The 13,464-nt window shown below is 68.9% G+C and carries 12 protein-coding genes and 2 riboswitches; of the genes, 9 read left to right on the top strand and 3 right to left on the bottom strand.

Annotated elements, in window-relative coordinates:
• Positions 1–90: 90 nt before the first annotated feature.
• Positions 91–468, bottom strand: a complete 378-nt coding sequence (gene gcvH, locus POF73_RS30520) for a glycine cleavage system protein GcvH (RefSeq protein ID WP_272121934.1) — start codon at positions 466–468, stop codon at positions 91–93.
• Between the two features lie 127 nt (positions 469–595).
• Positions 596–1,723 (bottom strand): glycine cleavage system aminomethyltransferase GcvT, encoded by a 1,128-nt coding sequence (gcvT, locus tag POF73_RS30515; protein ID WP_272121933.1) that lies wholly within the window; start codon positions 1,721–1,723, stop codon positions 596–598.
• A gap of 38 nt (positions 1,724–1,761) precedes the next feature.
• Positions 1,762–1,889, bottom strand: a riboswitch (glycine riboswitch).
• A riboswitch (glycine riboswitch) is annotated at positions 1,890–1,988 on the bottom strand.
• Between the two features lie 170 nt (positions 1,989–2,158).
• Here gcvT and POF73_RS30510 point away from each other — a divergent pair.
• The 9 genes from POF73_RS30510 (at position 2,159) to POF73_RS30470 (ending at position 12,247) form a co-directional block, all read left to right on the top strand.
• On the top strand, positions 2,159–2,833 hold the full coding sequence (locus POF73_RS30510) for an AAA family ATPase (RefSeq protein ID WP_272121931.1): 675 nt from the start codon (positions 2,159–2,161) through the stop codon (positions 2,831–2,833).
• 121 nt (positions 2,834–2,954) lie between these two features.
• The gene (locus tag POF73_RS30505; RefSeq protein WP_272121929.1) at positions 2,955–3,746 is read left to right on the top strand and encodes an enhanced serine sensitivity protein SseB; all 792 of its coding nucleotides are present in this window, start codon (positions 2,955–2,957) and stop codon (positions 3,744–3,746) included.
• A 187-nt stretch (positions 3,747–3,933) separates the two neighbouring features.
• A complete protein-coding gene (locus tag POF73_RS30500; protein ID WP_272121928.1) occupies positions 3,934–4,734 on the top strand; it encodes an enhanced serine sensitivity protein SseB C-terminal domain-containing protein in 801 nt (266 codons plus the stop codon).
• A gap of 381 nt (positions 4,735–5,115) precedes the next feature.
• On the top strand, positions 5,116–6,126 hold the full coding sequence (locus tag POF73_RS30495) for an ABC transporter permease (RefSeq protein ID WP_272121924.1): 1,011 nt from the start codon (positions 5,116–5,118) through the stop codon (positions 6,124–6,126).
• A gap of 68 nt (positions 6,127–6,194) precedes the next feature.
• A complete protein-coding gene (locus POF73_RS30490; protein WP_272121922.1) occupies positions 6,195–7,985 on the top strand; it encodes an ABC transporter substrate-binding protein in 1,791 nt (596 codons plus the stop codon).
• A gap of 110 nt (positions 7,986–8,095) precedes the next feature.
• Complete coding sequence (locus POF73_RS30485; protein WP_272121920.1) at positions 8,096–9,094, top strand: ABC transporter permease; 999 nt, start codon at positions 8,096–8,098, stop codon at positions 9,092–9,094.
• Positions 9,091–10,188, top strand: coding sequence for an ABC transporter ATP-binding protein (locus POF73_RS30480; protein WP_272121918.1), 1,098 nt, complete (start codon positions 9,091–9,093; stop codon positions 10,186–10,188). The genes POF73_RS30485 and POF73_RS30480 overlap by 4 nt, the downstream gene beginning before the upstream one ends.
• Before the next feature lie 23 nt (positions 10,189–10,211).
• Positions 10,212–11,522: an ABC transporter ATP-binding protein gene (locus POF73_RS30475; protein WP_272121916.1), complete on the top strand. Its 1,311-nt coding sequence runs from the start codon at positions 10,212–10,214 to the stop codon at positions 11,520–11,522.
• 68 nt (positions 11,523–11,590) lie between these two features.
• Positions 11,591–12,247, top strand: a complete 657-nt coding sequence (locus tag POF73_RS30470; RefSeq protein WP_272121914.1) for a trimeric intracellular cation channel family protein — start codon at positions 11,591–11,593, stop codon at positions 12,245–12,247.
• Here the strand turns inward: POF73_RS30470 and POF73_RS30465 are convergent.
• Positions 12,156–13,394 (bottom strand): alpha/beta hydrolase, encoded by a 1,239-nt coding sequence (locus POF73_RS30465; protein ID WP_272121912.1) that lies wholly within the window; start codon positions 13,392–13,394, stop codon positions 12,156–12,158. The genes POF73_RS30470 and POF73_RS30465 overlap by 92 nt on opposite strands.
• Between the last annotated feature and the right edge of the window lie 70 nt (positions 13,395–13,464).

Raw genomic sequence — 13,464 nt, 5'->3', positions numbered from 1 at the left:
GACCGCGGCGGCGACGGCCGGGTCCAGCTCGTGCAGGGGTGCGTTCAGAAGCGACTTGTCAGACATCTCAGACATAAGGGGGACTGCTCCTCAGCCGGCGGAGTGGGCGTCGTACTCGTCGGCGGAGAGCAGGTCGGACGGCTCCTCCGTGACGCGTACCTTGAACAGCCAGCCGCCCTCGAAGGGGGCGGAGTTCACCAGCGACGGGTCGTTCGTCACGTCCTCGTTGACCTCGGTGATCTCACCGGTGACAGGGGAGTACAGGTCGGACACCGACTTGGTCGACTCCAACTCGCCGCAGGTGTCACCCGCGGTCACGGTCGAGCCGACCTCGGGGAGCTGGGCGTAGACGACATCGCCGAGCGCGTTGGCCGCGAACTCGGTGATGCCGACCGTCGCCACGCCGTCCTCGGCGGTCGACAGCCACTCGTGCTCCTTGCTGTAGCGCAGCTGCTGGGGGTTGCTCATGGCCTGAATTCTCCTGTACGCGCGGGAGTGGTGATGAATGGGGGACTGCTGGAAACGTGTGTGAGCAGCGGAAATGTGCGCAGGGTCACGCCCAGGCCGCTGTCGGACTGCCTCTGAGCCAGTCTCTCTACTTCTGTCGCTTGTAGAACGGCAGCGCCACGACCTCGTACGGCTCGTGGCTGCCGCGGATGTCCACACCGACGCCCGCCGTGCCCGGCGCCGAGTGGGCCGAGTCGACGTACGCCATGGCGATGGGCTTGCCCAGCGTGGGGGAGGGGGCACCGGAGGTGACCTCGCCGATGACCTCGCCGCCGGCGACGACCGGGTACCCGGCGCGCGGGACGCGACGCCCCTCGGCGATCAGGCCGACCAGGACGCGCGGCGGGGCGGCCTCGGCCCGGGCGGCGGCCTCGGTCAGCGCCGCACGCCCGACGAAGTCGCCCTCCTTCTCGAACTTCACCACCCGGCCGAGCCCGGCGTCGAAGGGCGTGAGGGAAGTGCTCAGCTCATGGCCGTACAGCGGCATGCCCGCCTCCAGGCGCAGCGTGTCCCGGCAGGACAGCCCGCACGGGACCAGGCCGACGCCCTCGCCCGCCTTGGTGAGCGCCTGCCACAGCTCGACGGCGTGCTCCGGCCGCACGAACAGCTCGAAGCCGTCCTCGCCGGTGTAGCCGGTGCGGGCGATGAGTGCGGGGACACCGGCGACGGTGCCGGGCAGGCCGGCGTAGTACTTCAGACCGTCCAGGTCGGCGTCGGTGAGGGACTTGAGGATGCCGGGGGACTCGGGGCCCTGCACGGCGATCAGCGCGTACGCGTCGCGGTCGTCGCGGACCTCGGCGTCGAAGCCGGCGGATCGTTCCACCAGGGCGTCGAGCACGACCTGGGCGTTGGAGGCGTTGGCGACGACCAGGTACTCGGTCTCGGCGAGCCGGTAGACGATCAGGTCGTCCAGGATGCCGCCGTCGGCCTGGCAGATCATGGTGTAGCGGGCGCGGCCGACGCCGACGGAGGCGATGTTGCCGACCAGGGCGAAGTTCAGGAGGGCGGCGGCCTGCGGGCCGGTGACGGTGATCTCGCCCATGTGGGAGAGGTCGAAGAGTCCGGCCTTGGTCCGTACGGCGTTGTGTTCGTCGCGCTCGGAGCCGTAGCGCAGGGGCATGTCCCAGCCGGCGAAGTCGGTCATCGTTGCGCCGAGCGAGCGATGCAGGGCATCGAGCGCGGTCCGGCGCTTCTCGGAGGGGGCGGTGCTGCTCATCGGTCGGTTGTCTCCAAAGGCATGACGGGCGAGGTCGTTCCTCCCCATCTGTCATCGGAACCTGAGAGGTTCGCCACGACCGCCACGGGGACGATCACGGCTTGCACCTTGGGTGGAGCCACGCCCCTTCGCCAGGACAGAGGGGTGGCCCGCTTTTCAGATGTGCCTCGCCCGCGCGGTAACGGGGCCTGAGAGATTCAAGGGAGGGACTTGCTCCTTCGGCGCCCCAGCGATGGACTGCTGGGGACTCTCCCGCGCGGATTCAAACGGCCGGTATGCAGTTGGCGCGGACATCATTGCACGCCTGGGCCCGGCTTCGGCAGGGCCGTGTCTGTAACCGGGTTGTGGCAGTAAGCGAACGAAAATGCGAGAGATCATCCATTACCTTCTCTTTACGCTCAGTGGGGAAGGGACTCCTGACCCCGGAGGAGGACGATGACGGTGAAGCGCACCACGGCGTACGCGACGACCTCGGGCATCGCGCTGCCCAAGCAGCCCGCGGCCCCCGCTGTCGAAGCCCGCGGCACGTTGCACGCACGTGTGGTCCGCGATCTGCGCGAGCGCTCCGGCCGCAGCCCGCACGCCCTGCTCTTCGGCCCCGAGGACCTCGTCGTGGTCACCGGTCTGCCCGGCAGCGGCAAGTCCACGCTGATGAGGCGGACGGTGAAGGGCCTCCGTGTCGACTCCCAGGACACCCGGGACCGCTGGGCCGCCCGCATGCCCGGCTTCCTCCCCTACGCCGTCTACCGCCCCCTGGTCCGCCTGGCGCACTACGCCGGACTGCGCCGCGCCCTGCGCTCCGGCAAGGGCGTCGTCGTGCACGACTGCGGCACCCAGGCCTGGGTGCGCGCCTGGCTGGCCCGCGAGGCCCACCGCCGCGGCGGCACCCTGCACCTGCTCCTCCTCGACGTCACCCCCGGCACCGCCCTGGAAGGCCAACGCGAGCGCGGCCGAGGCGTCTCCCGCTACGCCTTCCTCCGCCACCGCACGGCGGCCGCCCGCCTCCTGCGCTCGGTGGAGAAGGGCCGTCTGCCCCAGGGCTGCAACTCGGCGGTCCTGATCGACCGCTCGGCGGCGGACGTACTGCGCCGGATCGGGTTCACCGGCTGACAGCCCGGGTGCGCGGGCTGACCGGTCGTGAGTACGGGATGACGGGCCGTAGAGCAGGGCGGGGCCGACACCGGCTAGCCTCTTGGGTCTCAGACGTGGTTCACAGCAGGCGGTCAGACAGATGGACTTCCCGGCGGATCTTCCCGCGGACTTCCCGGCACAGACACACCTCCACCCGCACGGCGGCTGGCCCGGCAACGAGCTGGAGGAGGTGCTCTCGGCCTCCCTCGGCCTGCCCTCGGCGGGCGGGCGGATCATCGAGGTGCTGGGCCGCAGCTTCCTCTGGGTGCCCCTGCCCAGCGGCGGCGGCCCGCAGAGCGGCCCGCTGGACCTGCCCACGGTGGAGATCGCGGGCCAGGCGTACGTCCCGGTCTTCAGCTCCGAGGAACAGTTCCGCCAGGTCGTCGCCTCCCACATGTCGTACACCATCGCCCCCGCGGTGGAGTTCGCCCGCGGGCTGCCCCCGCAGATCGGCATCGCCCTGAACCCGGACGGCGTGGTCGGTGTCCCGCTGCCCCCGGCTGCGGTCGCCGAGCTCTGCCGGGTGGGCCGCACCCCGCTGGACGGCCTCACCTCCGGCGGCCGCGTCAGGCTCTACGAACCCGACTGGCAGGAAGAGCCGGTCGACTTCCTCGCCACGGCGTCCGCCGAGTTCGCCGAGACCGGCGTCGTCGCCACGGCCCGCCGCTGCCTCGCGGCGATCGAGACGGCCACCCCGGTGATGTTCATAGGCGTCGAACTCTCCCAGCGGGAGGGCGACTTGCGCGCGGCCCCCATGGACGCCCTCGCCCGCGCCCTGGGCCGCACCCCGGTCCAGTGGCCGGTCAACCTCGTCCTCCTGGACGTGGCCCAGGACCCGGTGATCGAGTGGATGCGCCAGAAGGTCCGTCCCTTCTACCAGCGGGATTTTTGAACGCCCTGGGGGCAGCGCTCCGTCAGGGGCGCGGGGCCGTGACATATGCGGCTCCGCCGCGGGGCGCGACCAGCCACAATGAATCCGCAGACGGCAGACCACATTAAGTACCGAGCTCTCAACGGCTCGCCCAGCGGAGAGCCTAAGCTGGGAGCGAAAAGCCATGTTTCCCGAAGGGGCGGTAACGGTGAGCGCGAGCGGCACGACCTCGACCGGACAGGTCGAGCACATGCTGCGCCAGGTGACGCCCGGGCGCTACGACGCCTATGAGGCCCTCCTGCGCGCCCTTGCCACCCCCGCCACCGGCCAGGTCTGGATGCTGCTGTGGCACGGCCAGGCCGGCTCCCCGGACGCCCAGTACGGAAACATGGAGGTCGACGGCCACGGCTACGCCCCCTGCGTCACCTCCGCCCAGGAGCTGTCCGCCAGCGGCTGGAACCGCAGCTACGAGGTCGTCGACGGTGTCGACGTCGCGCGCACCCTCTACCCGGACCACTACGGCCTCTGGCTCAACCCGCACGCCCCCGGCGGCGGCGTCGGCATCCCCTGGCTCGACCTGCGCCGCATCGCCACCGGCCTGGACCGCCAGCCCGCCGGCCCGCTCCGCCTGACTGAGCCCGGCATCGAGATCCCGCAGTTCTACGCCCTGCTCGCGCAGAACGCCCACCGCACCCCGGCCGTCCGTTCCCTGCGCCGCGCCTGGGTACAGCCGGCGCTCGGCGCGCCGTATCTCGCCATCGGGCTCGACGTGTACGACACCAGCCCGCCCGCCGTGGACTCGGTGCGCTCGATGATGTCGCAGTCGATCGGCGCGGTCCCGGACGGACTGCCCGTCTCGACCGTGGCGATGTCCGACGAGTTCGACCCGGTCGCCATGTGGATGCGCGCGAACGGCCGGCCCTTCTACGACCGCGAGGCACACGCCCCCGCATCCGTCCAGGCCCCGGCCGCGGGATACGGCTACCCTCCGCCACCAGGGCGCTACTGATCACTCTCCGACTGACCCGCCGTTCAGTCGGTGGCCCGACTGTCGTAGGCGCAAACCGCCACGGACTTCGGTTTCACAGGTAAATCTCCGCGCGTAGATGCGATCGGAAGGTCCCGGTCCGCCCTCATACGCCCCAAGTAGCTCGCGTCCGTCGTTCGTTACCTGCTGTTCGGATAACGGAACCCGCCAGACAGCATCACGGTTGCGCATCCTTTCCCCGCCAGCTCTGGCAACAAAACGCCGAAGCGTTGAAGACTCCCGCTCCAGGGGTGCTCGCCCCTGTGTACGACGACTGAGTACCACTGCGTACGACGGACTGATCACGCCGCCACAGCGGCAAGTGCGGGCCGGCTACCGCCGGTCGAGAGGGGTCCCTGCCACATGACGGCACCATTGCACGAGCCGACCGCGGAAGCGGCCCCCAGTGCGGCCGAGGAAGCGGCGGCGGTTGCCACAACCGGCGCCAAGGCCGTACAGGGGCGTTCCCTGGGACGGATCGCCTGGGAGCGCCTGAAGCGGGACAAACTCGCCCTCACGGGCGGCGTCGTGGTGCTCGTGCTCATCGCCGTCGCCCTCCTCGCACCGGCGATCGCCAGTCTCGTGGGCCAGGACCCCGAGACGCACCACGAGGACTTGATCGACCCTCTGTTCGGCACGCCGACCGGGTCATTGGGCGGCATCAGCGGTGAGCATCTGCTGGGTGTCGAGCCGGTCAGCGGCCGCGACATCTTCGCGCGCATCATCTACGGCGCCCGGATCTCGCTCCTCGTGGGCTTCCTGTCCGCGCTGGTCGCGGTCGTCATCGGCACCGTGCTGGGTGTCCTGGCCGGCTTCTTCGGCGGCTGGGTCGACTCGGTCATCAGCCGGGTCATGGACGGTCTGCTGGCCTTCCCGCAGCTGCTGTTCATCATCGCCCTGGTCTCCGTCATGCCGAACCAGATGCTCGGACTGAGCGGAACCGAAGTCCGGCTGTTCGTGATGATCCTGGTCATCGGCTTCTTCGGCTGGCCCTATATCGGCCGGGTGGTCCGCGGTCAGACGCTCTCGCTGCGCGAACGCGAGTACGTCGAGGCGGCCCGATCACTCGGCGCCGGGCGGTTCTACATCCTGTTCAAGGAACTTCTGCCCAACCTTGTTGCCCCCATCATCGTGTACACGACGATGATGATCCCCACCAACATCCTCACCGAGGCGGCGCTCAGCTTCCTGGGCGTGGGCGTCAAGCCGCCCACGGCCTCCTGGGGGCAGATGCTCTCCAGTGCGATCGACTACTACGACTCGGACCCCATGTACATGGTGATCCCGGGCCTGGCGATCTTCATCACCGTTCTTGCCTTCAATCTCTTCGGCGACGGCGTGCGTGACGCGCTCGACCCGAAGGGCTCCCGCTGAACTGCCGTTACCCAAGCGACCCGTGACACCACACGGGGTCTCTCATCAATTCCGGAGGATCCGAGATCGTGACTACCCAACGCACCTCAGGGCGGCGCAAGCAGGCCATGGCCGCTGCCGCGGTGGTCGCTGCGCTGCTGACCACGGCGGCGTGCGGCGGCGGCAACGACGACGGGGGGTCGAAGGACGGTGCGGCCGGCTTCGACGCCGCGAACAACAAGGTTGCCCAGGCTTCCCTCGCCAAGAAGGGCGGCACGCTGAAGTTCGCCGGCGCCCAGGACGCCGACTCGTGGGACACCACGCGTGGCTACTACGGCTTCATGTGGAACTTCTCCCGCTACTACAGCCGTCAGCTCGTCACGGGCAAGACCGAGCCCGGCAAGGCCGGCGCCGAGCTGACCCCGGACCTCGCCACCGGGCTCGCCAAGGTCTCGGACGACGGCAAGACCTACACGTACACCCTGCGTGACGGGGTGACGTGGGAGGACGGCAAGCCGATCACCTCCAAGGACATCAAGTACGGCATCGAGCGCGTCTGGGCGCAGGACGTGCTGTCCGGCGGTCCCGTCTACCTGAAGGACGTGCTCGACCCCAAGGGCGAGTACAAGGGTCCGTACAAGGACAAGGCGGCCGACAAGCTGGGCCTGAAGGCCATCGAGACGCCGGACGACAAGACCATCGTCTTCAAGCTGCCGCAGGCCAACTCGGACTTCGAGGAGATGCTGGCGCTGACCTCGGCGTCCCCGGTCCGCCAGGACAAGGACACCAAGTCCAAGTACGGTCTGCACCCGTTCTCCTCCGGCCCGTACAAGTTCGAGTCGTACAACCCGGGCAAGGACCTGACGCTGGTCCGCAACGCCGAGTGGAAGCAGGCCTCGGACCCGATCCGCAAGGCGTACCCGGACAAGGTCACGGTCAAGTTCTTCTCCAACGCCAATGACCTGGACGCGCGTCTGATCGCGGGCGACTACGACCTGGACCTCAGCCAGACCGGTCTGTCGCCGCAGGGCCGCACCACCGCCCTGAAGCAGCACAAGGGCAACCTGGACAACCCGGTCTCCGGCTACATCCGTTACGCGGTCTTCCCGCAGAGCGTGAAGCCGTTCGACAACATCGAGTGCCGCAAGGCCGTGATCTACGGCGCCGACCACGTCTCGCTGCAGAACGCGCGCGGCGGCCCGGTCGCCGGTGGTGACATCGGCACCAACATGCTGCCGCCGTCCGTCCCGGGTGCCGAGGGCCAGAAGTACGACCCGTACGAGCTCGCCGGTGCCAACAAGAGCGGCAACGTCGCCAAGGCCAAGGAAGCGCTGAAGGCCTGCGGCAAGCCGAACGGCTTCAAGACCACCATCGCGGTCCGCAACAACAAGCCGTCCGAGGTGGCCACCGCCGAGTCCCTCCAGGCCTCGCTGAAGAAGGTCGGCATCACCGCCGACATCGACCAGTACGACGGCTCGCAGAGCACCGGCATCATCGGCAGCCCCTCGAACGTGGTGAAGAAGGGCTACGGCATCATCATCATGGGCTGGGGTCCGGACTTCCCGTCCGTCCAGGGCTACGGTCTGCCGCTGTGGAGCAGCAAGTACATCCTGGAGAGCGGTAACAACAACTTCGCCCTGATCAAGGACAAGGCGATCGACGGCCTGTTCAACCAGTACGTCACCACGCTGGACGACGCGGGTAAGACCAAGATCGCCTCGGAGATCAACCACAAGGTCATGGAGGGCGGCTACTACCTCCCCTTCGTCTTCGAGAAGTTCATCAACTGGCGCTCCAGCAACCTGGCCAACGTCTACACGACGGACGCGTACAGCGGTATGTACGACTTCGTCAACCTCGGCCTGAAGAACCCGAAGTAGACCCGGCACACCCGCCATACGGCACGAAAGGCAGGTGAAGGCCGGCGCGGCGTGACCGCGGGCCATCGGACGACCTCCGGTGGCCCGCGGTCCGCAGCGGGCCGAGAGCTGTGCTCGCATACCTCATCAGGCGGTTGTTCGCCGCCGCAGTGATGCTCGTGGTCATCATCATGGTGGTCTTCGGCATCTTCTTCCTCGTCCCGAAGTGGGCCGGTGTCGACATCGCCACCAGCTTCGTGGGCAAGCAGGCCGACCCTGCGGCCGTCGAGGCCGTGCGGCAGAAGCTCGGTCTGGGCGACCCGATCTACGCCCAGGTCTGGGAGTTCTTCAAGGGCATCTTCACGGGCCGCACCTACGCGGCCGGCGGCGATGTCACGGAGTGCGCCGCGCCCTGCTTCGGCTACTCGTTCCGCAGCGAGCAGGCCATCTGGCCGGTACTCACCGACCGCTTCCCGGTGACCCTGGGTCTCGCGCTCGGTGCCGCCGTGCTGTGGCTGCTGTTCGGTGTCTCGGCGGGTGTCCTCTCCGCGCTCAAGCGGGGCACCCTGTGGGACCGCAGCGCGATGGTCATCGCGCTCGCCGGCGTCTCCCTCCCGATCTACTTCACCGGTCTGCTCAGCCTGGCGATCTTCTCCTACGGCCTGGGCTGGATCAACGCGGAGTACGTCCCACTGGAGGAGAGCTTCACGGGCTGGCTCGGCGGCATGATCCTCCCGTGGATCACTCTCGCGTTCCTCTACGCGGCGATGTACGCCCGGATCACCCGCGCCACCATGCTGGAGATCCTCGGCGAGGACTACATCCGCACCGCCCGCGCCAAGGGCCTGCGCGAAGGCGTCGTCATCCGCAAGCACGCGATGCGCTCGACGATGACGCCCATCATGACCATGCTCGGCATGGACCTCGGCGCCCTCATCGGCGGTGCCATCCTGACCGAGACCACGTTCAGCCTGCCCGGCCTGGGCCAGGCGGTGCTCAACGCGATCAAGACGCAGGACCTGCCCGTCATCCTGGGCGTCACCCTGATCACTTCTGTCGCGGTGCTCATCGCCAACCTCGTGGTGGACGTCCTGTACGCCGTGATCGACCCCCGAGTGAGGCTGGCATGACCGAACTCAGCAAGACCGGAGCGGCCGTGGGCGAGCCCACGGGCACCTCACCGGCCCCGACCTCCTTCCTGGAGGTGCGCGATCTGAAGGTGCACTTCCCGACCGACGACGGCCTGGTCAAGTCCGTCGACGGACTCAGCTTCCAGCTGGAGAAGGGCAAGACCCTCGGCATCGTGGGCGAGTCGGGCTCCGGCAAGTCGGTGACCTCGCTCGGCATCATGGGCCTGCACACCGCCGGCCAGTACGGCAAGCGCAAGGCGCAGATCTCCGGCGAGATCTGGCTGAACGGCACCGAGTTGCTGTCCGCCGACCCGGACCACGTCCGCAAGCTGCGCGGCCGCGACATGGCGATGATCTTCCAGGACCCGCTGTCCGCGCTGCACCCGTACTACACGATCGGCCACCAGATCGTGGAGGCGTACCGCATCCACCACGACGTCGACAAGAAGACCGCGAAGCGCCGTGCGGTCGAGATGCTCGATCGGGTGGGCATCCCGCAGCCGGACAAGCGGGTCGACAGCTACCCGCACGAGTTCTCCGGCGGTATGCGCCAGCGCGCCATGATCGCGATGTCGCTGGTCAACAACCCCGAACTGCTCATCGCGGACGAGCCGACCACCGCCCTGGACGTCACCGTCCAGGCGCAGATCCTCGACCTCATCCGCGATCTGCAGTCGGAGTTCGGCTCCGCGGTCATCATCATCACCCACGACCTCGGCGTCGTCGCCGAACTGGCCGACGACATCCTCGTGATGTACGGCGGCCGCTGTGTCGAGCGCGGACCGGCCGAGGAGGTCTTCTACGAGCCCCGCCACCCCTACACCTGGGGGCTGCTCGGCTCGATGCCGCGGCTGGACCGTGAGCAGCAGGACCGGCTCATCCCGGTCAAGGGCGCCCCGCCCTCGCTGATCAACATCCCGTCGGGCTGTGCCTTCCACCCCCGCTGCCCGTACGCGGACCTCCCCAAGGACAACGTCACCCGTACCGTCCGCCCGGAGCTGACCGAGGCCGGCAGCCGGCACTGGGCCGCCTGCCATCTGACCATGGAGCAGCGGCAGCGTATCTGGACCGAAGAGATTGCGCCGAAGCTGTGAGCGAGAATCCCAAGGACACAGCCGTGACCACTCCCGCGAAGAGCGACGGTGCCACCCTCACCAAGGACGCCGCCCCCGGCGAGGTCCTGCTGCGGGTGTCGGGGCTGCAGAAGCACTTCCCGATCAAGAAGGGCCTGTTCCAGCGGCAGGTCGGCGCGGTGCACGCCGTCGACGGCATCGACTTCGAGGTCAGGGCCGGTGAGACCCTGGGCGTCGTGGGCGAGTCGGGCTGCGGCAAGTCGACGATGGGCCGGCTGATCACGCGGCTGCTCGAACCGACCGCCGGCAAGGTGGAGTTCGAGGGCCGGGACATCACGCACCTCGGCGTCGGCGGGATGCGCCCGCTGCGCCGCGACGTGCAGATGATCTTCCAGGACCCGTACTCCTCGCTGAACCCCCGGCACACCATCGGCACGATCGTCGGCGCTCCCTTCAAGCTCCAGGGCGTCACGCCCGAGGGCGGCATCAAGAAGGAAGTGCAGCGGCTGCTGTCGGTGGTCGGACTCAACCCCGAGCACTACAACCGCTACCCGCACGAGTTCTCCGGCGGTCAGCGCCAGCGCATCGGCATCGCCCGCGCGCTCGCGCTCAACCCCAAGCTCGTGGTGGCCGACGAGCCGGTCTCCGCGCTGGACGTGTCCATCCAGGCGCAGGTCGTCAACCTCCTCGACGACCTCCAGCAGGAGCTCGGCCTGACGTACGTGATCATCGCGCACGACCTCTCGGTCGTCCGGCACGTCTCGGACCGGATCGCGGTGATGTACCTCGGCAAGATCGTGGAGCTGGCCGACCGCGACTCGCTGTACAAGGCGCCGATGCACCCGTACACCAAGGCGCTGATGTCGGCGGTGCCGATCCCGGACCCGCGGCGCAGGGCGGCCAAGAGCGAGCGCATCCTGCTCAAGGGCGACGTGCCCTCGCCGATCTCCCCGCCGAGCGGCTGCCGCTTCCACACCCGGTGCTGGAAGGCGACGCAGATCTGCACGACGACCGAGCCGCCGCTGAAGGAGCTGGTGCCCGGTCAGCGGGTCGCCTGCCACCACCCGGAGAACTTCGAGGACCAGCAGCCGCAGGACACGGTGCTGCTGTCCGTGGCCAAGGAGGCCGCCGAGCTGGTGGCCGACGAGGTCCTGGCGGAGTCGGCGGCGACGTCCGCCGCGGTGGCGGCGCAGGTGGAGGCCGAGGCGGTCGCTGAGCCCTCGGAGGCTGCTGAGGCCTCGGAGGTTGCCGAGGCCGAGGAGACGGCATCCGAGGAGGCCACCGAGGCCGAGGCCACTTCCGCGGATGCCTCGTCCGAGGAGTCCACCCCGTCCTCGGATTCCACCGAGAAGTAGCCCAGCCCAGCGCAAGCCCTCGCCTTCCTTTGCAAGGCGAGGGCTTTGCGCTGCGCAAGAATGTACGGGTGCTCCAGCAATTGTTCAGCCCGTCCGTCCAGCACACGCTCGACCTGATCGGCATCTTCGTCTTCGCGATCTCCGGCGCGCTGCTGGCCGTCCGCAAGAACTTCGACATCTTCGGCATGGCCGTCCTCGCCGAGGTCACCGCCCTGGGCGGCGGGCTGTTCCGGGATGTGGTGATCGGTGCCGTACCGCCGGCCGCCTTCACGGACCTGGGCTACTTCCTCACCCCGCTGCTCGCCGCGCTTCTCGTCTTCTTCCTCCACCCGCACGTGGAGCGCATCCAGACCGGCGTGAACGTCTTCGACGCGGCGGGCCTCGGTCTGTTCTGCGTCGCCGGGACGACGAAGGCGTACGAGTACGGACTCGGCCTCACCGCCTCCGCCTGCCTGGGCCTCGCGACCGCCGTGGGCGGCGGTGTGCTGCGCGACGTCCTGGCCAACGAGGTGCCGTCCCTGCTGCGCTGGGACCGCGACCTGTACGCGGTCCCGGCGATGGTCGGCGCCACGATGGTCGTCCTGTGCATCCGCTACGACGCCCTGACCCCGCTCACCAGCGCCTTCGCGGCCGTCACGGCTTTCGTGCTGCGTCTTCTCGCGATGCGGTTCCACTGGCGAGCTCCGCGTGCCTGGAACCGGCGGTCGACGGTGCGCGAGGAGTAGTCCCCGACTCCGTGCCGGCCCTGGCTTGCGTCCCCATCACCTCGGTCAGCCAGCGGAACGCGGGCACGACCTGCGGCTTCCACAGCGCCATGGTGTGGCCGCCCGCGTTCTTCGGGACGAACACCACGTTCACGGTCGTCGGCGCCTTCGCGACCTGCTTGAGGGCCATCGCCGCCTCGTACCCGTCGCGGGGCTGACCGGACATGTAGAGCGCGACGCGCGGCGGGACAGGGGCGTTCTTCAGGAGCATGTACGGGTTGTTCGCCGCCCGCAGCGCCCGGGACCTGCCGGCCAGCGACTGGGGTACGGCGGAGGGGTCGTTGTACCCCGACATGCTGACCGCGGCCCGGTAACGGTCGGGGTGGGCGACCGCCAGCTTCGCCGCGCAGTGCGCGCCCGCCGAGTACCCGGCGACCGCCCAGCCGTCCGGCGCGGCCTTGGCCCGGAAGTTGTCCATGACCATCTTCGGCACGTCGATGCTGAGCCAGCTGTCGGCGTTGACCTTGCCGGGTATGTTCGCGCAGCCGGTGTCCTTGCCCGGCAGCAGCGTGGTGCGCGGCGAGACGATGATGAACGGCTCGATCTGCCCGCTGCGCATCAGCGGCGCCAGCTGCTGGGGCGCGTCCATCGTCCCGTACCAGGCCTTCGACGAGCCCGGGTAGCCCGGCAGCACCTCGACCACCGGGAACCGGTGATTGCGGTAGGCGGGCTCGTGGTACTGCGGCGGCAGCCAGACGTTGACCTCGGCGTGCACCCCGGACACCCGGCCCTTGAGCTGCGTGACGAGTACACCGCCCTCCGCGCGCATGCCCGGACCCTTGGCCGGCTTGAAGGTCTGCCGCACCTTGGGCAGCTTCTCCAGCGCGATCCCGCCGGTCCCGCTCACCCCGAGGTCGGCCGCCTCCGCGACATGGTCGCTGGTGCCGAGCAGGTCGCCCCAGTTGTCGTACAGCTGGTTGGAGTTGTTGACCATGGTGAACACCAGGGCGACCGCCGTGCCCTGGGCGAACAGCACCATCAGCATTCTGGCGACGGTCCGCACGACCCTGGGCCCGCGCACTCGCGACCAGAGGACCAGCGGCAGCACGACGGCCACGGCGCACAGCGTGACAAGCGTGTAGAGGAACGGGGTCCCGGTGAGACTCATGTCCTCATAGAGGGCGAGAACGGGCTCCGGGTTTCGGGCGACCAGGGACACTTACCGAAAAGTTGCCCAG

Origin of the sequence: Streptomyces sp. HD (assembly GCF_028369295.1) — a bacterium.
Taxonomy (GTDB): Bacteria; Actinomycetota; Actinomycetes; order Streptomycetales; family Streptomycetaceae; genus Streptomyces.
This window is presented reverse-complemented; position numbering and strand designations above follow the sequence as displayed.